The sequence below is a fragment of the Hyphococcus sp. genome (genome assembly GCF_041986965.1).
Taxonomy (GTDB): domain Bacteria; phylum Pseudomonadota; class Alphaproteobacteria; order Caulobacterales; family Parvularculaceae; genus Hyphococcus.
This window is the reverse complement of record NZ_JBHIXB010000001.1, coordinates 714,967-733,983: the sequence shown is the minus strand read 5'-3', so window position 1 is coordinate 733,983 and position 19,017 is coordinate 714,967. Positions and strand designations below refer to the sequence as shown.

General features: G+C 60.6%; 20 protein-coding genes. 8 read left to right on the top strand and 12 right to left on the bottom strand.

Annotation, left to right across the window (positions count from 1 at the left end; genetic code table 11):
- Positions 1-24: 24 nt before the first annotated feature.
- From trpB to ACFC5L_RS03630, 4 genes are all read right to left on the bottom strand, one after another.
- Entirely contained in the window at positions 25-1,272 is a 1,248-nt protein-coding gene (gene trpB / locus ACFC5L_RS03645; RefSeq protein WP_375201639.1) for a tryptophan synthase subunit beta, read from the bottom strand.
- 237 nt (positions 1,273-1,509) lie between these two features.
- Positions 1,510-2,136, bottom strand: a complete 627-nt coding sequence (locus tag ACFC5L_RS03640) for a histidine phosphatase family protein (RefSeq protein ID WP_375201640.1) — start codon at positions 2,134-2,136, stop codon at positions 1,510-1,512.
- A gap of 14 nt (positions 2,137-2,150) precedes the next feature.
- Positions 2,151-2,822, bottom strand: coding sequence for a phosphoribosylanthranilate isomerase (locus tag ACFC5L_RS03635; RefSeq protein ID WP_375201641.1), 672 nt, complete (start codon positions 2,820-2,822; stop codon positions 2,151-2,153).
- 24 nt (positions 2,823-2,846) lie between these two features.
- The gene (locus ACFC5L_RS03630; protein WP_375201642.1) at positions 2,847-3,230 is read right to left on the bottom strand and encodes a DUF1049 domain-containing protein; all 384 of its coding nucleotides are present in this window, start codon (positions 3,228-3,230) and stop codon (positions 2,847-2,849) included.
- 108 nt (positions 3,231-3,338) lie between these two features.
- Between ACFC5L_RS03630 and ACFC5L_RS03625 the strand changes: the two genes are divergently transcribed.
- Positions 3,339-4,031: a Fe2+-dependent dioxygenase gene (locus ACFC5L_RS03625; protein WP_375201643.1), complete on the top strand. Its 693-nt coding sequence runs from the start codon at positions 3,339-3,341 to the stop codon at positions 4,029-4,031.
- Between the two features lie 12 nt (positions 4,032-4,043).
- On the opposite strand, the gene ACFC5L_RS03620 is transcribed toward ACFC5L_RS03625, so the two are convergent.
- Positions 4,044-5,057: a hypothetical protein gene (locus ACFC5L_RS03620; protein ID WP_375201644.1), complete on the bottom strand. Its 1,014-nt coding sequence runs from the start codon at positions 5,055-5,057 to the stop codon at positions 4,044-4,046.
- Positions 5,058-5,102: 45 nt separating this feature from the next.
- Positions 5,103-5,420, bottom strand: a complete 318-nt coding sequence (locus ACFC5L_RS03615; RefSeq protein WP_375201645.1) for an integration host factor subunit beta — start codon at positions 5,418-5,420, stop codon at positions 5,103-5,105.
- A gap of 126 nt (positions 5,421-5,546) precedes the next feature.
- Between ACFC5L_RS03615 and ACFC5L_RS03610 the strand changes: the two genes are divergently transcribed.
- From ACFC5L_RS03610 to ACFC5L_RS03580, 7 genes are all read left to right on the top strand, one after another.
- Positions 5,547-6,326: a class I SAM-dependent methyltransferase gene (locus ACFC5L_RS03610; protein WP_375201646.1), complete on the top strand. Its 780-nt coding sequence runs from the start codon at positions 5,547-5,549 to the stop codon at positions 6,324-6,326.
- A gap of 9 nt (positions 6,327-6,335) precedes the next feature.
- Complete coding sequence (gene ubiB, locus ACFC5L_RS03605) at positions 6,336-7,865, top strand: 2-polyprenylphenol 6-hydroxylase (RefSeq protein ID WP_375201647.1); 1,530 nt, start codon at positions 6,336-6,338, stop codon at positions 7,863-7,865.
- A 78-nt stretch (positions 7,866-7,943) separates the two neighbouring features.
- Entirely contained in the window at positions 7,944-8,549 is a 606-nt protein-coding gene (locus ACFC5L_RS03600; RefSeq protein WP_375201648.1) for a hypothetical protein, read from the top strand.
- A 31-nt stretch (positions 8,550-8,580) separates the two neighbouring features.
- Positions 8,581-9,810 (top strand): bifunctional phosphopantothenoylcysteine decarboxylase/phosphopantothenate--cysteine ligase CoaBC, encoded by a 1,230-nt coding sequence (gene coaBC, locus ACFC5L_RS03595; protein ID WP_375201649.1) that lies wholly within the window; start codon positions 8,581-8,583, stop codon positions 9,808-9,810.
- Positions 9,811-9,827: 17 nt separating this feature from the next.
- Positions 9,828-10,439, top strand: a complete 612-nt coding sequence (gene pnuC, locus ACFC5L_RS03590) for a nicotinamide riboside transporter PnuC (protein WP_375201650.1) — start codon at positions 9,828-9,830, stop codon at positions 10,437-10,439.
- Entirely contained in the window at positions 10,436-10,996 is a 561-nt protein-coding gene (locus ACFC5L_RS03585; RefSeq protein ID WP_375201651.1) for an AAA family ATPase, read from the top strand. The genes pnuC and ACFC5L_RS03585 overlap by 4 nt, the downstream gene beginning before the upstream one ends.
- Positions 10,997-11,035: 39 nt before the next feature.
- Positions 11,036-12,541, top strand: a complete 1,506-nt coding sequence (locus ACFC5L_RS03580; RefSeq protein WP_375201652.1) for a hypothetical protein — start codon at positions 11,036-11,038, stop codon at positions 12,539-12,541.
- Between the two features lie 590 nt (positions 12,542-13,131).
- Here ACFC5L_RS03580 and ACFC5L_RS03575 read toward each other — a convergent pair.
- From ACFC5L_RS03575 to rlmH, 6 genes are all read right to left on the bottom strand, one after another.
- Entirely contained in the window at positions 13,132-13,794 is a 663-nt protein-coding gene (locus ACFC5L_RS03575; protein WP_375201653.1) for an RluA family pseudouridine synthase, read from the bottom strand.
- A gap of 33 nt (positions 13,795-13,827) precedes the next feature.
- Entirely contained in the window at positions 13,828-14,337 is a 510-nt protein-coding gene (locus tag ACFC5L_RS03570) for an RNA pyrophosphohydrolase (RefSeq protein ID WP_375201654.1), read from the bottom strand.
- Between the two features lie 35 nt (positions 14,338-14,372).
- Positions 14,373-15,650, bottom strand: coding sequence for a divergent polysaccharide deacetylase family protein (locus ACFC5L_RS03565; protein ID WP_375201655.1), 1,278 nt, complete (start codon positions 15,648-15,650; stop codon positions 14,373-14,375).
- Positions 15,651-15,800: 150 nt separating this feature from the next.
- Positions 15,801-17,270: a S41 family peptidase gene (locus ACFC5L_RS03560; protein ID WP_375201656.1), complete on the bottom strand. Its 1,470-nt coding sequence runs from the start codon at positions 17,268-17,270 to the stop codon at positions 15,801-15,803.
- 30 nt (positions 17,271-17,300) lie between these two features.
- Positions 17,301-18,488 (bottom strand): murein hydrolase activator EnvC family protein, encoded by a 1,188-nt coding sequence (locus tag ACFC5L_RS03555; protein WP_375210735.1) that lies wholly within the window; start codon positions 18,486-18,488, stop codon positions 17,301-17,303.
- A 29-nt stretch (positions 18,489-18,517) separates the two neighbouring features.
- Complete coding sequence (gene rlmH, locus ACFC5L_RS03550) at positions 18,518-19,000, bottom strand: 23S rRNA (pseudouridine(1915)-N(3))-methyltransferase RlmH (protein ID WP_375201658.1); 483 nt, start codon at positions 18,998-19,000, stop codon at positions 18,518-18,520.
- Positions 19,001-19,017 lie beyond the last annotated feature (17 nt).

The following is a 19,017-nucleotide window of genomic DNA, read 5'->3' as shown; positions in this document are numbered from 1 at the left end:
ACGATCCGCCAGAGAAAGGCGGTCCTACTCCGCCCCCAGCAAATCCATCACCGTGAAGATGTCCTTGTCGCCGCGCCCGCACATATTCATGAGCAGGATCTGGTCGCGATCCATTTCGGCGGCCTTGTCGATGGCGCGGGCGAGCGCATGGGACGGCTCCAGCGCCGGAATGATGCCCTCTAATTTTGCGCATAACTGAAACGCGTCGAGGGCTTCGCTGTCCGTCGCGGAGATATATTTCACCCGGCCGGTCTCATGCAGCCAGGAATGTTCCGGCCCGATGCCCGGATAGTCGAGCCCCGCCGAAATCGAGTGGGCGTCCTGGATCTGGCCGTCGTCATCCTGAAGCAAGTATGTCCGGTTGCCGTGCAAAACGCCGGGCCTACCGCCGGTAAGGCTGGCGGCGTGTTTGTCCGTATCGACGCCGAGGCCCGCCGCCTCAACCCCGATGATCTCGACATCCTTGTCATCGAGGAACGGGTGGAAGAGGCCGATCGCGTTCGAACCGCCGCCGATGCAGGCCATGATGACGTCAGGAAGGCGGCCCTCCATCTCCTTCATCTGCTCTTTCGCCTCGACGCCGATCACCGACTGGAAATCGCGCACCAGCTCCGGATAGGGATGCGGGCCGGCGGCGGTGCCGATGATGTAAAAGGTTGAGTCCACATTGGTGACCCAGTCGCGCAGCGCGTCATTCATGGCGTCTTTCAAGGTCGCCGTTCCCGAGGTCACCGGCACTACCTCAGCGCCCAGGAGCTTCATGCGAAAGACATTCGGCTTTTGCCGCTCCACATCCGTCGCGCCCATATAGACGATGCAGGGAAGGCCGAAGCGGGCGCAGACGGTCGCCGTCGCGACGCCATGCTGGCCGGCGCCGGTCTCGGCGATGATCCGGGTCTTGCCCATGCGTTTGGCCAGCAGGATCTGGCCCATGCAGTTGTTGATCTTGTGCGCGCCGGTGTGGTTCAGCTCGTCGCGCTTGAAGTAAATTTTCGCGCCTTTTTTGCCGGTAGTTCCTGATTTTTCATCAGCCATACCACGGACATACTTGGTTAACCGCTCGGCGTAATACATCGGCGAGGGCCGGCCCACATAATGTTTGAGGTAGTACTCCAGCTCAGACCGGAAGGACGGGTCGTTCTTCGCCGAATTATATTCCTTCTCCAGCGCGAGGACGAGCGGCATCAGGGTCTCGGCGACAAAGCGCCCGCCATAAATGCCGAAGCGGCCTTCCTCATCGGGTCCGGTGCGGTAGGAGTTGAGTTGGGTCACGTCTTCATATCCGTCAATCTGCTTGGGCCTCTTAGCACCCAAGGAGATTTTGTCATCCCGCCCCCCGGATCAAGTCCGGGGCAAGCTGTTACACGAGCCCAAAAATCGAAAGATTTTTGGCTGCGAGCGTTAGATCCGGGATCTATGACTAGAGATCCCGGATAGCTCAATTTTTCACCCAAATCATAGATTTGGAAAAAATTGGCTTCCGGGATGACAAGGGAGGCTATGCCCCGCCTACTCCACCGCAGGCGTGACCTTCGGGTAACGCACGAGGAGATCAACCCGCGCAATCGCCTGCCAGTCGCTGGGGTGGACGAGCCAGATGACGCCGGACGGCACCTCATCCTCACGCCCCCTCGCCGTCGCGCCATAGAGCGGCGCGATGTTGGAGTGGCTCGACAGGATAATGTTGGCGCCGGGATTGGCGGCCAGCTCTTTCGCAACCTTCGCCTTCATGGCGGCGACATCCGTCGCTTTCTCGCTGATCTGAGACGGGTGCGGCTCAACCGGCGCGCCCGCGGCGGCGAGCGCCGCCGTATCCCAGGACCGGCACATGGGGCTGGTATAGGCCTTGGCGATTTTGACGCCGTTCTGCTTCAGGATCTCGCCAATCGCCCGCGCCTGAAAGAAACCTTCGGCGTCGAGGCCGCGCCCCTCGGCGAGCTTGCAACCCTTGGAAAGGCCGACCGCCCCGGCCTGTCCGCCCGGCGAATTGGCGTGGCGCATGACGATGACATAGCCGCCGCGTTTCAGCGCCTCAAAGGCGACGGAGGCCGCCGCCTCGTTCTCGCGCACAATCGGACCGGTGGCGCAGGACGCCAAAAATGCTGCAGCAATTGCTGCGCACAAAACCCGCAACATAAGGCTTTCCTTCTTTATGCTTTCGCAGCCGAGATAAAGGCTTTGACGAGCGCGTCATCCTTTTTGCCCGGCGCAGTTTCAACGCCCGACGAAACATCGACGCCGAGAAAACTTTCCCGGGCGCCCTGCCCTTTGACGGCGTCAGCGACATTGTCCGGCGTCAGGCCGCCGGCGACGATATAGGGCGTTTCGCCCTCATAGGATTTCAGCAGCGTCCAGTCGAAGGAAACGCCATTGCCGCCGGGACGACCGGCGCCGGGCGGCGGCTTGGCGTCAAACAGCAGAATGTCCGCCGCATCCTCATACTCTTTTGCGCCGCCAATATCGGCGGCCTCGGTGACGGGGATCGCCTTGATCACCTCGATCCCGAATTCCTCGCCAAGCTCGCGGCAACGCTCGGGGCTTTCATGGCCGTGAAACTGGAAATGGGTGAGCAGCGGCGCCGCCTCTGACAATTCCTTCTCCCCGGCGTCGACAAACAGGCCGACAATGCGCGGCATGTTAAAGCCCTCGTCAAAGGCCGCCTGTTTGAGATCGAGAATGATCTCTTCGGCGGCCTCGGGCGTCACGAAGCGCGGTGATTTCCGGAAAAAGACGAAGCCGAGATAATCGGCGCCCGCCCGGGCCGCCGCAATGGCGCTGTCCGCGTCCTTGAGGCCGCAGATTTTAACGTGAGGTCCGCTCATAAGGATCAGATCTTGGGGATGACATCAGATGCTGGTTGCTTCGAGTTTGGGGGGATCGGCCGGATCGTCGGCGTCTTCATGACGCGCCGTCTTGCCGCGGGCGGCCTCGTCCCGTGCTGTCAGGACCGCCAGTTCCTTTTTCGCCGCGCGCAGTTCGCGGCGATTGTCTCTCGCCTGGGCTCTCGCCTCACGCCCCGACAGCCACTGGCCGGCCGCGCCCAGGGCGACGCCCAGAAACAGCATGCCCATCAGCCAAAACCATAACGGCAGGGCAGGCGTCGACAGCGCCGGGTTCTCCGGGCGGAAAGGATCGAGGCTGATCGGAACCAGCGTGCGGTTCGCCACGAGGAACAAAACCGCCACGATCAGGATCGGGATCCAGACTATGCGAAACAGCCATTTGCTCATTGCCCGGCATTTTCTCACATTCTCAAGGGTCTAGGCAACGCTCATCACGGATTGATTGGCGCAGGGATTGGAGGTTTTCCTGCACTGCGCTATCTCGGCATCAGGAAAATGCAGAAAAAGCCGCTGGAGGCCGCCATTTTTATCGAGATTGAAAATCTTCTGACCGATCAGGAGCTCGCCCGGCTGGACCAGATTTTCGCGACCGGGAAGTTCGCCGACGGGCGGCTGTCCAATCCGCACAACCAGACCAAGTATAATCTGCAAATCGACACCACGACCGATTTCTACCGGGAATCGAGCAATCTCCTCGGCCAGTGCCTGTTGCGCTCTGAGGAAGTGCGCAATTTCGCCTTCGTCAATCGCCTCGCGCCTCCCCTGATGGTGCGCTACCGGCCGGACATGAAATACGGCAAGCATCCGGACAACGCTTTCCTGCCGATGCAGCCGACGGCGCTGCGCTCCGACATTTCCTGCACCATTTTTATCGCCGACCCCTCAACCTATGACGGCGGCGAGCTGACCATCCATCTCGGGTCGAAACCGATCTCGATCAAAGGCAAGCGCGGCTCCGCCGTGCTTTATCCGTCAACGACGATCCATGAGGTCCAGCCGGTGACCCGCGGCGAACGCCTCGTCGCGATCACCTTCATGGAAAGCCAGATCTGCGACGAGAAAAAGCGCGATCTTCTTTACACGCTGAACGAGGTCGCGGCGCTTGAAGGCCTTAAAATGGAGTGGGACAACCGGGTGCGGCTTGAGCATGTGCGCCAGTCGCTGCATCGCATGTGGTCGACCTCCTGACGGAGGAAGCCGTTACGTCCAGCGATCAAGAACGGCTTTTGCAGATGGCGACGCGGCGCCGAGACGGTCGAGCCAATCAAGGCCCTTTTGAATTTCAGCGCCATGGTCGCGGCGCGCATCGGCGATGATGCGCGCGCGCAAGGCCGCGTCATATTCATGATCCGGCGATTTCGAATAACGCTTCATGATCGGGCCGGCGATGGCGGCCGCGATCTTGTCCTCGGGCGCCGCCACGCCGAGCGCCGTAGCGATGGCGCCGAGGGTTTCTGCCGGCGCCGTCAACAGGGCGTCGAAGTCGAAGACCGGCAGGCGCGCGCGCGCCGCCGCATCCGTTTCCGCCAGCCAGCAGAGCGCGGCAAGCTCGCCATTTGAAAACTGCGCCAGCGGCGGCAGGGGGATATGCGCGTTGAGGCGGCGCCAGCGCATCTGCGCGAAAGCGCGCAAATCATTCACCGCGTTGCGGCCCGCAAGAAGAACGGCGAGGTGAATGTCCGCACGCTGCGAGACATAAACCGCCTTGGCGCCGGCCGGCAGAAGATCGGCGGCAAGGCCGGTGCAGATGCTGGTCGCCTTGACGACCGCCGCGGACGCGCCGCGGGCCCAGAGCCTTTCGAGCAGCGACAGTCTTTCCCGCGCCTTTTCAGGCGTCAGCATGGCGCCGCCGCCCTCGGCCCGGTCGAAGGCGAGGGCGCGCAAGGGCAAAGGCTCGCGCAGCGCAATCGCATCGCCTGCCGCGCCCAGAAGCCGCGAGACAAGCGTCGAGCCGCAATGGCCCGAATGGAAGATATAGCTGACAGGCGCCGACGGCAGGGCGGCCGCCGCCGCGGCGACCTGCTGCGCCGGGATCCAGACGCCTTGTGTTTCCCGCGTGAGGATGCGTTCGTCGAGAAAGCTCGCCTCGCGCAAAGTCGCCACAGGTAAGCGCGCCAACAATATCTGATCCATCGCCGGCGCATATTGATGGGGAAAGACGCCCGGATCGCCGCCAAGCGCCGAGAGAAACTGGTTCGCCAGATTGGTGTTCATGGCCCTTCCGCCGATGGCGGCCTTAGCGCGGGATCTTAAGCCGTCTTATTCCGCAGGTCCGCGCGCGGCGCCGGAAAACCGGCCTTCGCCATTAAGACGGTCGCGAAGCTCCTTGCCCGCCTTGAAGAAAGGCGACCATTTCTCTTCGATATGCACCGCTTCACCGCTTCTCGGATTGCGGCCGGTGCGCGCCGGCCGGTGCTTGACCGAAAAGGCGCCGAAGCCGCGAAGCTCGACCCGGTCGCCGCGGGCGAGGGCGTCGGAGATTTCCTGATACACGATGGAGACAATGCGCTCGATGTCCCGGTGAAACAGGTTCGGGTTTTCATCAGCGAGCTTTTGAACGAGTTCGGACTTGATCATGGCGGCTCCCCTTGCCATTGGCCGCGGCGCCAAAAACACCGCGAAATTCAATTGGTTACACTGTCAAAAGGCGGATGCGGCGTCAAGGCGCTTTTGTTAGGCGGGTCAAGGGATTAAGCCATTTTCATGGGAATGACGCGTGACGATGAAACATCCTTTGGCTTTCGCACCGTGAAAACGGGCGATAAGGCGCGCCTGGTGCGCTCGGTCTTCGACAGCGTCGCGTCGAAATACGATCTCATGAACGATCTCATGTCGGGCGGCGTTCACCGGATCTGGAAATCGGTGCTGCTTGACCGGATCGGACCGCAGCCGAACGAACGCCTGGTGGATGTCGCGGGCGGCACCGGCGACATCGCCGCCGGGTTTTTAAAGCGCGCCGACGCGCGGCCCTCCGCGGACAGGAAACCGCCAGCCAAGGCGATCATTTGCGACATCAATTACGAGATGTTGAAAGCGGGCGAAGACCGCCCCGACATGGCGGCCTTCGGCGATCGCCTGACTCGCGTTACGGGCGACGCTGAAACTCTTCCGTTCCCGGATAAATCATTCGACGCCTATACGATCGCTTTCGGCATCCGCAATGTCACCGACATGAACGCCGCGCTCCGCGACGCCTATCGCGTGTTGAAACCGGGGGCGCGTTTTTTCTGTCTGGAGTTTTCTCATCCGATTACGGACGGATTGCAGAAAGCCTATGACGCCTATTCCTTCAACGTCATCCCCAAGCTCGGCGAAATGGTCGCCAATGACCGCGACAGCTATCAGTATCTCGTTGAATCGATTCGCAAATTTCCGGCGCAAGACGCCTTCGCCGCGCGCATTCGTGAAGCCGGTTTTTCAAACGTCAAATATGAAAACCTGACCGCCGGCGTCGCCGCGATTCATTCCGGCTGGCGGGTATAGGCGGAACCGATGTTTTCCGCCCTCGCCGATTACGCCCGCCTTTTCCGCGCCGGCTGGACCCTGTCCCGCCGGGACGCGCTTATCCCCCATGAGTTTGCGCATATGGCCCCGGCGCCGGTGCGGATGGTCGGCGCGCTGTCGCGGATCGGCGCCAACCGGACCGGGCGGCCGGGCGAACGCCTCGCCCATGCTTTCGAAAAACTCGGCCCCGCCTATGTGAAGCTCGGCCAGTTCATGGCGACGCGGCCTGACATTATCGGCTTTGAACTCGCCGCCGATCTCGGCCGGCTCCAGGACAAGATGCCGGCCTTTTCCGAAGAGGCTGCGCGCAAGGAGATCGAGGCCGCCTTCGGCAAGCCCGTGGATGCGCTATTTGACGATTTTTCCGCGCCCATCGCCGCCGCCTCCATCGCACAAGCGCATCAGGCGAAATTGAAAGACGGCCGCAAGGTCGCCGTCAAAATCCTCCGGCCACGGATTGAACAACGCGCCGGAGACGAATTTCGCGCTTTCGCCCGCGCAGCGCGCAATCTCGAAGCGATCTCCAAAACCGTGCGCCGCATGGAGCCGGTGAAATTCGTCGAGACCCTGAAAGCCGCCGCCGCGATCGAACTCGATTTGCGGATGGAGGCCGGCGCGGCTTCAGAACTCGCCGAAGATCTCGCAGGCGAGCCCAACACCCGCGTGCCGGAAGTGATCTGGCCCTTCACCGCGCGGCGCATTCTCACGGTCGAATGGATCGACGGCACGCCCATGGGCGATCTCGCCGCGCTCGACCGGCGCGGCGTCGACCGCAAGGCGCTGGCGAAACTTGTCATCCACGTATTTCTGAAACAGGCCCTCCATACGGGCTTTTTTCACGCCGACATGCATCAGGGGAACCTGATCGTCGACAATGAAGGCCGCCTCGCGCTGGTCGATTTCGGGATCATGGGCCGGCTCGACGAGAACACCCGCAATGTGTTCGCCGAAATTATTTATGGCTTCATCACACGCAATTACGCCCGTACGGCGGAAGTCCATTTCGCCGCCGGCTATGTCCCGCCCGGTCATTCCATGGACGCCTTTGCACAAGCGCTGCGCGCTGTCGGCGAACCTCTACAGGGGCGCAACGCCGCGCAGGTCGACATGTCCCGCGTGTTGCAACAGCTCTTTGACGTCACCGCCCTGTTCGACATGCATCTGCGGCCCGAGCTCGTCCTCTTACAGCGCACCATGGTGACGGTCGAAGGCGTGGCGCGGTCCCTCGATCCGGAAATCGACATGTGGGCGGCGGCGACGCCGGTCGTCAAAGACTATGTGAACAAGGCGATTGGCCCCATGGCGCAGGCCGAAAAGCTGAAAGCCGCCACGGCGAAAGCGATCGAGGTGGCGCCGAAGCTCCCGCATTATGTGGAGGCCATCGGCAAGGCGGCGGAAATCTATGCGGCCCAAGGCGCGGCGCCGAAGCCGGCGGAGAACGCCCGCGCTTCCCGCCTCGCCCTCTGGGCCGTCGCCGGCGCCGTGGCGCTGCTCGCCGCCGCCGCCTTCATTCGATAAAATTTGAATTACATTTCTAAGCGTTTTTTCGCAGTCCTATCCGATAGGTAAGTTTCATACGAACGGGAGGGCGACAACATGTTCGGCTTTAAGTTCGGGGGAGCGAAAAAACAGGAACCGGCGCCCGATTGCGAATTCATCATCGCGCGCCTGAACGCCAAAGTGCAGCCGATTGACCGCGGCGATTATTATGAAGACCCGTTGACCGAAACGCTTGAAGCCAAAGGCCTCGGCGAGGTCACGGGCGGCGGCACGCAGCTTTCCAGCGAGCCCTGCGGCATCGAGTTTTGCGATCTTGAAATTCGCGTTCATGAGTCCGGCGATCAGACCGTCGCGGCGATTATTGAGCGCCTGGAGGCTCTCGGCGCGCCCAAGGGCTCGCGCCTCATCATTGAATCGACCGACCGCCAGATCCCCTTCGGCGTCGCCGAAGGCGTCGCGGTCTATCTCAACGGAACCGACCTCGCCGACGAAATTTATCGCGACTGCGACGTTAATCATGTGATCGACGAGTTCGACCGTCTGTTAAAAGGCAAAGGCGCCTTTCGCGGTTACTGGGAAGGCGAGCGCGAAACCGCGCTTTTCTGCTACGGCGCGTCCTTCTCTGAGATGAAAGCCGCGCTGGAGCCGTTTCTCGCCGAATACCCGCTTTGTGAGCGGGCGCGGGTCGAGCAGATCGCGTGACTTTGAGGGCCCGAAGCCCTATTTAGGGGCCATGGACGCCAAACGTATTCTTCTCATCATTGGCGGCGGGATCGCCGCCTATAAAAGCCTTGAACTCATCCGCGAGCTTTCGCGCCGGGGGATCAAAACCCGTGCGATCCTGACGCGCGCGGGCGCCGAGTTCATCACGCCCCTATCCGTCGCCTCGCTGACGGGCGAGAAATGTTTCACCGATCTTTTCGACCTCACCGACGAGGCGGAGATGGGTCATATCGAGCTGTCGCGCTCGGCGGATCTGGTTGTCGTCGCGCCCGCGACAGCCGACCTCATGGCCAAGACTGCAAACGGCATCGCCAATGACATCGCTTCAACAGCGCTCCTCGCCACCGACAAAAAGGTCATGTTCGCGCCGGCGATGAATGTCAGGATGTGGGAGCATCCCGCGACCAGGCGCAATCTCGAAACCCTGAAAAATGACGGCGCGATGATTGTCGGCCCCGACAAGGGCGACATGGCCTGCGGCGAATACGGATTTGGCCGCATGGCGGAGCCTGCAACCATCGCCGACGAAATCGAGGCGTATTTCCTGAAAGATTCCCACGGGCCTTTAAAAGGCCGGCGCATTCTGGTCACTGCGGGCCCGACCGTGGAGCCCATCGACCCGGTGCGTTTCATCGCCAACCGCTCATCGGGCAAGCAGGGCTACGCCATCGCCGAAGCGCTCAGAAATCTCGGCGCCGAGGTCACGCTCGTCACCGGCCCGACCCATGAAAAAATTCCGGCGGGCGTCGAAACCATTCAAGTGAAGACCGCGCGCGAGATGATGGACGCCTCCAACGCCGCCCTGCCGCTCGATTGCGCCGTCTGTTGCGCCGCCGTCGCCGATTACCGCCCGGAAATCGAAACGACCCACAAGATCAAGAAGGAGCGCGGCGGCCTCACCAATATTCCGTTGACGGAAAATCCGGACATTCTGAAAACCCTGTCGCAGATGAAAGAGGGCCGCCCGCGCCTCGTTGTGGGTTTCGCCGCCGAGACCGACGACGTCCTCGGTCATGCGGAAGCAAAGCGCAACCGCAAGGGCTGTGACTGGATCGTCGCCAATGACGTCTCCCCCGGCGAGCACTGCGCCATGGGCGGCGACCGCAATTCCATCATCCTCATCACCGACAAGGGCGACGAGGAATGGCCGGAAATGTCGAAGATGGAGGTCGCGCGCAAACTCAGTGAGCGCATCGCCGACGCCCTCAAGGGCCCCGCCCTCGTCAAAGCGGCCGAATAGGCGGCTTTACCGGGGCGATGGGGGGCGTTCTCGACTTTCTGACAGGGATGATCGGCGGCCGGCCGATCGAGATCGTCGCCTTCTTTCTCGGCATCGCCAACATCACGCTGCTGGTGCGCCGGTCGATCTGGAACTATCCCTTCGGGATCGCCATGGTCTCGCTCTATGCGTGGATCTTTTACGGCGCGAAACTTTATTCCGACGCGCTCCTGCAAATCTTCTTCTTTGTGGTGCAGGCCTATGGCTGGGCGCACTGGCTGACCCGGCGCGATGAGGAAGGCCTCGTCATTGTCGCCCGCCTGTCGCCGCGCGGCGCCGTCACCGCGGCCCTCGCCGCTGTCGCCGGCACCGCCGCGCTGGGCGGGGTCATGGAGACATACACCGACGCCAGCTTTCCCTTCTGGGACGCGTCCGTTGCGGTGTTGTCGGTCATCGCGCAGATCATGCTCGCCCGGCGGCTTCTCGAAAACTGGGCGCTTTGGGTCGCAGTCGACATCATCGCCATCGGGCTTTATTGGACCAAGGGTCTTTACCCCACCGCCGTGCTTTACCTGATGTTCCTCGTGATCTCCGCCATCGGCTATTTCAACTGGCGCCGCGCCTATGACCGCGGCGAGGCCGTGACGTGAGCGAACGCGCGCAACAACGCCTGACCCTCCTTGGCCCGGAAAGCGTCGGCAAGACCATCCTGGGCGAGCGCCTCGCCAAACGGTTCGACACCCGCCTCGTGCGCGAATATGGCCGCACCTTCGACGAGAAGATCATGCAGCCGCGCTATAAGCACGGCAAAGGCTGGCGCGAGGACGACCTCATCAACATCACCGAAACCCACGCGGCCATGCGCGCCGCGCTCTCACCGCTCGCCGGCGCCCTGCTGATCGAGGACACGGACGCGCTGATGACCGCGGTGTGGGCGGAATATCTGTTAGGCGAGCCGTCGCCGGTAATCGAGGCCATGGCGCGCGCCACCCTCGCCGATCATTATCTGCTTTTAACGCCGGAAACGCCGTGGACGGATGATGGCGTGAGATATGCGGGCAAACAGGAAGAGCGCGAGTGGTTTTTCAACGCCGCCAAAAAACGTCTCGACGCATGGAAGGCGCCTTACACCATCATCTCCGGCGCCGACTGGGACGACCGGGAGAGGCAAGCGGTGAAGGTGGCTGAGATGCTTCTAGCAAAGTAATCATATACAGATCGCTAGAATCGCAGTGATCTTGCTTTCATGAACTTAGATTCAATAGAAAAAAGAAAGCTCTATTCAAGGTGGTTTGAAGGGTGGTGGGCCGAGAATTTCTCGGTAAGCGGGCCCCGCACAGGAGCTATTTATCACCAAAATACAATCAATATGAAATCCTACCCCCTCACTTGGAAAGGGGAAACAAGAGAATTTTTAAAGCTTTACTATCCTTACTATGATGGCGATTGCCGCCCCACTCCCAGGCATAAGGATTTTAAAAATAGCGGGGAATTCCCCAAGGCGCAGCTAGATGAATTGCGCCAGGAAAATAAATTCAGCGAAACCTTCAAAGCAATTTATTCGAAAGCATCCAACACCTCAGAAGGCTGTGCCGATGGAATTATTTTTCCAGAGAACCTTGATTTGGGGGATAAGGATTCAGTCACGCTGACAATGCGCTATGCGAGTATGCCAAAGTTTCTCAGGCTTAGAGTGCGCACAAGCGGCTATGCAAACTGGCACAAAGCTGATTTTTCAAAAGCAATCTTCCCCTTCGGATTTGATTTTGAACGTACGCAATTCAACAAAGTTACAAAATTTTGTTCAGCAGTATTTCTCGATGATGCAATTTTTAGAAGCGTTCGCTTCATGGGTAGGTCAGAATTTATAAATGCTGAATTCGCGCGTCTAACAAGCTTTGATGGAGTTGAGTTTGCTGCATCAACTGAATTTGATTGGGTTATCTTCCATGGCGTAGCAAGGTTTCGTGGATACTCTAAGTATGTAACGGAGGAAACTTCACCAAGTCAGTTTCATGTGTGCAGCTTTAAAGATGCCGCATTTCACGATGATGCGATTTTCAACAACCGAGTCTTTCGTGATCGCACGGATTTCTCAGATGTGCGATTTTACAAGGCCCCACGGTTTCATCAATGCAGTATTCATCAAGACACTGCTTTTCCAGATGAGAATGGCTTTATAGAGCGGCACAATAAAACCGCACCTTCGGCCAACAAGGAAATAGAGCGCGCATACAGAACCTTGCGGTTAGAAATGCAAAGGACTGGTGCGCGAAACGAAGAAACTATGTTTCAGGCTTTTGAATTGGAGGCTCGAAGTTATCGTCGTGACACTGGCGCCCCGTTCCCTGAAAGAGTAATGATACGAGACTACGGATTAACCAGCAAATACGGACAAAGTTTGCTACGTCCACTTCTCGTCGCGATTTTTTGCGCAATTATTTTTTTTGGAATCTACTATTGGTTTTCTCAAATTGCTCAACTTGCCGACGATAAATCAATATGCACCGCTGATACCCCGCTTGAGGACGTTGCCGTATTTTCTCTGAAACAAATCCTCCGCCCATTTCATATTTGGGGAGATGGTTTTGATCGTTTCATTGCAAGTGAAAGTGTTCCCTGTTGGCTAAAAAGAACGGAACACACCTTTCCTTTGACATTGAGATTATACGCCACACTCCAATCTCTTATTTCTGTTTTCATGATCGGCTTGTTTTTCGTAGTCCTGAGAAGAAAATTCCAACTATCGTAGATTTCACTCCGCCCCAATAACGGGAAAAACACCCCAAAACCGCGAATTCTTCGATATTTCCCTGTGTCGGTGAATAGTTATCCACCACCTCCAGACCTCCCTTATGATCGAAAACAGTCCGGACAACGGAGAGGCGGTGAGCGCTGCCGTAACTCATCGGTCCGGATCGCGGCGCGCAAGAGGAAAGGCCTGCAATTACGGAGGGCGTTTCCTGTTGGCCGGTCGCAGAGCCCGGGCTTTCTGGCGGCGTGAACTTTGACGCGTAAAAACCGTCAGGGGTCGTCATTACGGCCGGGCCCGCCGACGCTGAACAACGCCGCCCGCGCGAGGCGCAAAGCCTCCGCACTAAAATTGATCTGGAAGTTTTGCGTCTCGCGCAACCTCTCCATTTCACGCGTTCGGACTCTCATGAGTCGCGGCGATGTTTGCGTTTACCCCCCTCTCCCCCTTGGGGGGAGAGGGGGCAGCCCGAAGAAACGAAGACTGTTGAAAGTAATTTAACCGTGTACGGATTTTTGAATGAATATAGGTGCGACTTTGAAAGCATTCGCCCTCACCCCAACCCCTCTCCCGCCAGCGGGAGAGGGGCTTTAAGCGCCAAGCTGATTCAGCAACGCCTGCATCGCCTCCGGCGGCGGCGCCTCGGCGACGACCGGCTCCTTGTTCTTTGAAATCGGAACGATAAGGCGGCGCGCATGGAGCATCATCGGCTGCGCCCGGTCTTCCTTGGAAAGCTCTCCATACTGAGGATCGCCCAATATCGGCGCGCCAAGACTTTCCAGATGCACGCGGATCTGGTGCGTGCGCCCGGTTTTCGGTTTCGCCTCGATAAAGGCAAGGCCGTCTTTTTGCGCCAGCGTGCGATAGGTGGTGACGGCGGGCTGGCCATCATCAGCGATGACCACCCGCCAGCCGGACCCGCGGCTTTCTTTTTTCAGCGGCGCATCAATGGTCCCTGACAGTTTTTCGGGAACGCCTTTCGTGATCGCCCAATAGGTCTTTTCGACCTCGCCGCCGGAGAAGAGTTTTCCGAGTTTGCGCAAGGCTTTCGGGTGGCGCCCCAGCGCGAGGCAGCCCGAGGTGTCGCGGTCGAGCCGATGCGCCAGCGCCGGATCGCGCGGCAGGCCGAAACGCAGCGCCTCAAAATAGTTTTCGAGATTGTCGCCGCCACCGGGCCCGGCATGCACCGGCAAGCCCGCCGGCTTGTCGACAATGAGCATCAGCCCGTCGCGGTAGAGGAGACGATCCAACAAGAAATCCGGAGAATATTTCGGCGCGGAGGCCATTTATTTTTGAGCGCGCAGGAAGTCGCGCAAGGGTTTGAGCCCCTCGACCACATCCTCATAGACGGGCCGCTTGAACGGCACGATCAGCCCCGGCGCCTCTTCCAGTTCGCCCCAGCGCCAGTCATCGAATTCCTGATGATCGTCCGCTTCCAGATCAATTTCGCCGTCCTCGCCGGTGAACAGCATCGCCGCCCATTTCTGGCGCTGGCCTTTCCAGTCTTTCTTTTTTTCTTCAGCCGGAAAACGATAGGCAAGCCAGCCGGCGCTGATGCAGAGCAGCGTTGCGGAGGAAACGCCGGTTTCCTCTTTCAGTTCGCGATAGGCGGCGGCGGCGATGTCTTCTTCCGCATCGACGCCGCCCTGGGGCATCTGCCAGCGATACCGCTCCGGCTTGCCGCCGGCATCGCCCCCTTCGATGACGCGGCGGCCGAACCAGACCTGCGCCTTCGCATTGAAAAGGACGATCCCGACATTGGGACGGAAGCGTTTGAATAGGTCTTTCTGGCTCATCGCCGGGCCTGTCTTAAGGGAAAAGGGCCTTCCCCTTACCTGCCCGGCGCGGCGGTGCGCAAGAGCGCCGAGGCCGGGGCCTGGGCGATGCCTTTTTTCTCAAGCCCGCGCGACCAGGAGGCGATCTCGTCAATCGTGGCGGCGTAGGCGTAAGTTTTGCCGAGCGCAAAGCCGTCGCGTTCGGCGGCGCTTTCAAGGGCCGCGAGCTCGCGCTGCACCTGGCGCAGATCCGCATCGTCAATAGCGGCGGGAATCATGCGGGTGACGGTGGCGAGCGGGAGGCCGCCGGCGCTGCGCGCGGCGGCGCCGGTGTCGTCGACATAACCGACGCCGGAATTTTTCAACCGTTCAAGGATCGGAGCGAGCGCATCGGCGTCGGCGGAGAATTTGGCGCCCATATAGTTTGTCGCGGCGAAATAGCCGCCAAAACGCGCCAGCAGCCAGTCGAGGCGCTGAAGGTTTTCCTGCGGCTCGCGGGAGGTCAGGAGCGCCGCCGCGCCCAGCGCCTGCGCGTTGGCGCCATAGCTCTCCATGGGCAGTTCAATCAGCACTTCATGGCCCGCATCGCGCGCTTTCTTGGTCCAGAAGTCGAGATTTTTGGCGTAAGGCGCAAAAGACAGCGAGATTTCGGGCGGCAGATCGTCGATCGCCCGCTCTGTCACCGCCGCGTTGAGGCCGAGCCCGCCGACAACAATCGCAACGCGCGGCTTGGACCGGGCGCCGTCAAAGGGCTTTGCGTAATAACTAACAGGCCGGCGTCCGTCGGCGGCGACGCGCGGCGTCTTGCCGAGCGCCGTGACGCGCAGGAGAGCGCTGTCGGGATCGGGAATGGGCCGCGCGACCGGCGTCAGCGACGCGGCCGTGACGGATGTTGCTTTCCTGGCGCCGGGGATGGTGATGATGACGTCGTCGGCGCTGTATCTGACGCCGTCATCTTCCGGCTCGAGATCGCTTTCATCATAGAGCAGGCCGTCTTCTTCATCCGTACGAAGATCATTAGCGCCCGGATAGATCAGGACGAGACCGTCCTCGGTCTCCTCACCGGACGGCGCTTGCGCAAGCTGCTGGGCGCCCGCCGGAGGCTCGCGCAGGACCGGCGCCTCAATGCGCTCTTCCGTTCCGGGCGCGGGCGGCGTGTTGCGCGCAAAAATCTCAATATGGTCGACGGGAAGCGCGATGCGGCCGGGCCCTTCGCCCGTGCGCGCAGAATAAACGAAGACACCGACCGCGCCCGCAAACAGAACGAGCGAGCCGAGCCAGGCCCAGGTGAGGCGGCTCAGAACCGGCGCTTTGATACGTCTGCGGCGAGGCATAAGTCTTCAGACAGCTTTCGACACACGCTAGCGGCGCCGTCCCCGGCATGGGGCGGCGTCCAACAGCTCACCCTAGAGAAAATAGGGTTAACCAAACGAAAACAGGGCCCCTTAAGGGCCCTGTTTCCCGTTGAAATATCGATATGTCGCCTAGTGGGCGGAGGCGTGCTCGGTGCGCGCCGCGCCGGCGTCGGCCAGCGCCTGTCCGTAAACGGAGGCGTCCGCCAGAATTTCAAGCGCGCGCTTGAGCTGGCAATCGACCGGGGTCTCGCCGTCTTCCTCGAACGAGCAGAGGAACGGCTCGACTTTCGGCTCGCCGCCCTCACCGTCTGCGGCCGCGACCTCCTCGGTTTCGGCCTCTGCATCCGTGTCTTCCTCGGCGACATCGAGCGCATTCGGCAGATCTTTCTCGCCCGGGCGTTCGATCAGCTCATCCTGACCCGGATAGATCACCGGCATGGCGATGTCGGGCTCGATGCCCATGGCCTGAATGGAGCGGCCGGAGGGCGTGTAATAACGCTGGGTGGTGAGACGCAAAGCGCCCTGAAGCCCGTTCTGAAGAGGGATCACGGTCTGGACCGACCCCTTGCCGAACGACTTGGTGCCGAGCAGCAGCGCGCGGTTGCGGTCCTGCAGCGCGCCGGCGACGATTTCCGACGCCGACGCGGAGCCGCCATTGATCAGCACGATCACCGGCTTGCCGTTCAGCTTGTCGCCGGGCGTGCCCATTTCACGCATGGTGTCGCGCGGACGGCGGCCGCGGGTCGAAACAATCTCGCCGCCGCTCAGGAACGTGTCGGACACCGCCACCGCCTGGTCGAGAAGGCCGCCCGGATTGGAGCGCAGATCGAGAACAAGGCCTTTGGCGCCGCCGGGGATATCCTTGTCGAAGCTCTTCAGCGCTTTCATCAGGCCGTCGCGGGTCTGTTCGCTGAAATTGGTGATGCGCACATAACCGAACTGGTCGTTCTCCACGCGCGAGATCACGGACGGGACATTCACGATGTCGCGGACCAGGGTCAGATCGAACGGCTCTTTCTCGCGGTCGCGGACGACGCCGATGTCGATCTTCGTGCCCTTTTCGCCCTTGAGCTTGGAAATCGCTTCGTCGAGGGACATGCCATAGACATCCTCGCCGTCGATCTCGACGATGAGGTCATCGGTCTTCATGCCGGCCCGGGCGGCGGGCGTGTCGTCAATAGGACTGACGACTTTCACATAGCCCTTGTCCGGGCCTTCATTGTCCATCTGCACCGTAATGCCGAGACCGGCGAAGGAGCCGCGCGTCTGCTCCTGCATAGTCTGATAGTCTTCCGCGGAGAGATAGCTTGAATGCGGGTCGAGGGTGTCGAGCATGCCGTCAATGGCGCCTTTGATGAGGTCGGCGTCCACCGGGTCGGCGACGTAATTTTCATGCACCTGCTCAAAGACCTCGCCGAAGAGATCGAGCTGGCGGAACGTATCGGCTGAAATCGACGGCCGCGCAAAGACGGCGCTCGACAGGACGCCAAAGACAAGGGCGCCGCCACAGGCGGCGGCCACGAGGGCGCCGCTGGAGTAGCGCTTGCCGCGCGAATGAACCGTCGAGGAGCGAAGAGCGTGTTTCGGGCTTTTGACCATGGGTAATCTACACCTTGCTAGGGCCTCCGATCAGCGGAGGCTTTCGATAGTTTTACGGGAGAGCCACAATGCCGGGTTAACAGGCTCTCCATTTTTGCGGATTTCGAAGTCCAGCACGCCCCCGCTGGACATTTCCGCCACCGGCTCGCCGGCTGTGATGCGCTGGTTTTCCTCAACCAGGAACCGGCCAACGCCCAGAAACAATATATGGTAGCCATCGCCCACGTCCAGAAGGATGAGATTGCCGACGCCGGGCCAGCTTTGAGCAAATTTCACCCTTCCCTCAAATGGCGACGTCACAATGGCTTGATCTCGCACGGAAAAACGCAGGCCCTCGAAAATTCCGCCTTCCGGACGCCGTTTGCCGAAATCTCCCGTTAACCTTCCTGCGACAGGCGAGCGCAGGGCGCCGCGGGCGTCCCCAAAGGCCTTTGCGGTGATCACCGGCTGCGGCTCCACCTGCTTGATGCTGGGCAGATTGGGCGTTGAGGAAACGGGCGCCGGCGCCTCTTTCGGCGCGGGCGGTTTCAGGCGCGGCGTAATCGAGTGGGCGAGCCGCGACAGGCGGTCAATGAGCTCGCGCAGGGAAGAGGCCTGGGCGGCGATCCGCGCGGTCTCGCGCTGGGCGGAGGCGGCGAGCGCCTCAGCCACATTATGCTCCTGCTCTTTCTTGGTGAGGAGTTCGGCGAGGACATCACGGCGGGCCGCAAGGGCGCCGCTCTCCCTGGCGAAACTGGCGCGGTCGCGGTCAAGCTCTTCAGCGAGCGAGGCGAGGCGCTCAATGGCGGCGCGAAGACGCGCGGCGCGCGCCTCCACTTCGGGCGCCGCATCGGACAGGAGCATGGCGGCGCGGGCCGCCTTGTTAGCGTCTTCCGGCGTCACCAGCAGCGCGGGCGGACGCGACATTTCAAGCGACTGGAGCGCGGCAAGCACATCGGAAAGATTTTCGCTTTCCTTTTTCAGGGCAGCTTCGGCTTCGACTTTTTCGGCTTCCAATTCATCAATGGAATCTTCGAGGTCAGCGATCTTGCGTTCCGAGTCCTGAATGGAGTTCGCGGTTTCAATCAGGCTGTTGCGCAGCGCCGAAACTTCGCGCTGCTTGGCGGCGGCCTCGTCTCTCAAGCGTTTTTCTTCTTCTGCGCGTTCTTTCAGCTGTTCTTCGACAGCTTTGAGCTCATCAGAATCGACCTGCGCGCGCGCGCTGAGCGGCGCCGTCACGGCAAGAGCCAGAAGGAAAAGCCGCAAGGTCATGAGCGGTGATAAGGGTGGCCGGACAGGATTGTCATGGAGCGGTATAGTTGCTCCGCCAGCATCGCCCTGACAAGCATGTGCGGCCAGGTTGCTTTTCCAAAAGAGATGAGGTGGTCGGCTTTGTCGCGCAACGCCTTGTCGTGCCCGTCGGCGCCGCCAATGAAAAACGCCGCCGCCGGCGCGCCGTCGTCGCGCAAACGGCCCAATAACGCAGCAAGGTTTTCGCTGGAAATATTTTCCCCACGTTCATCCAGAACAAAGGCTCTGCCCCCTTCCGGGGCGGCGGCGAGGAGAAGCTCGGCTTCGCGTTTTTTGAGCGCAGGCCCCGACAACGCCCTTGGCGCCTCGAATTCCTGCAAAGCGACATCGGAAAAGCCAATGCGGCGCCCGAAGCCGCGCGCCCGGTCAAGATAGTCTTCGACGAGCGAAGCTTCGGCGCGGCCGCGCATTTTTCCGATTGCGGCGATCAGGAGCCGCATGAGCGGGGCTTCCTTAC

Coding starts and splice junctions, on each gene's coding strand:
- ACFC5L_RS03580 (WP_375201652.1), top strand. CDS start 11,036: ATGAACTTAGATTCAATAGAAAAAAGAAAGCTCTATTCAAGGTGGTTT.
- ACFC5L_RS03640 (WP_375201640.1), bottom strand. CDS start 2,136: ATGTTGCGGGTTTTGTGCGCAGCAATTGCTGCAGCATTTTTGGCGTCC.
- ACFC5L_RS03615 (WP_375201645.1), bottom strand. CDS start 5,420: ATGATCAAGTCCGAACTCGTTCAAAAGCTCGCTGATGAAAACCCGAAC.
- ACFC5L_RS03565 (WP_375201655.1), bottom strand. CDS start 15,650: ATGCCTCGCCGCAGACGTATCAAAGCGCCGGTTCTGAGCCGCCTCACC.
- ACFC5L_RS03610 (WP_375201646.1), top strand. CDS start 5,547: ATGGGAATGACGCGTGACGATGAAACATCCTTTGGCTTTCGCACCGTG.
- ACFC5L_RS03570 (WP_375201654.1), bottom strand. CDS start 14,337: ATGAGCCAGAAAGACCTATTCAAACGCTTCCGTCCCAATGTCGGGATC.
- ubiB (WP_375201647.1), top strand. CDS start 6,336: ATGTTTTCCGCCCTCGCCGATTACGCCCGCCTTTTCCGCGCCGGCTGG.
- ACFC5L_RS03625 (WP_375201643.1), top strand. CDS start 3,339: ATGCAGAAAAAGCCGCTGGAGGCCGCCATTTTTATCGAGATTGAAAAT.
- ACFC5L_RS03600 (WP_375201648.1), top strand. CDS start 7,944: ATGTTCGGCTTTAAGTTCGGGGGAGCGAAAAAACAGGAACCGGCGCCC.
- ACFC5L_RS03630 (WP_375201642.1), bottom strand. CDS start 3,230: ATGAGCAAATGGCTGTTTCGCATAGTCTGGATCCCGATCCTGATCGTG.
- coaBC (WP_375201649.1), top strand. CDS start 8,581: ATGGACGCCAAACGTATTCTTCTCATCATTGGCGGCGGGATCGCCGCC.
- ACFC5L_RS03620 (WP_375201644.1), bottom strand. CDS start 5,057: ATGAACACCAATCTGGCGAACCAGTTTCTCTCGGCGCTTGGCGGCGAT.
- ACFC5L_RS03635 (WP_375201641.1), bottom strand. CDS start 2,822: ATGAGCGGACCTCACGTTAAAATCTGCGGCCTCAAGGACGCGGACAGC.
- pnuC (WP_375201650.1), top strand. CDS start 9,828: ATGGGGGGCGTTCTCGACTTTCTGACAGGGATGATCGGCGGCCGGCCG.
- rlmH (WP_375201658.1), bottom strand. CDS start 19,000: ATGCGGCTCCTGATCGCCGCAATCGGAAAAATGCGCGGCCGCGCCGAA.
- ACFC5L_RS03560 (WP_375201656.1), bottom strand. CDS start 17,270: ATGGTCAAAAGCCCGAAACACGCTCTTCGCTCCTCGACGGTTCATTCG.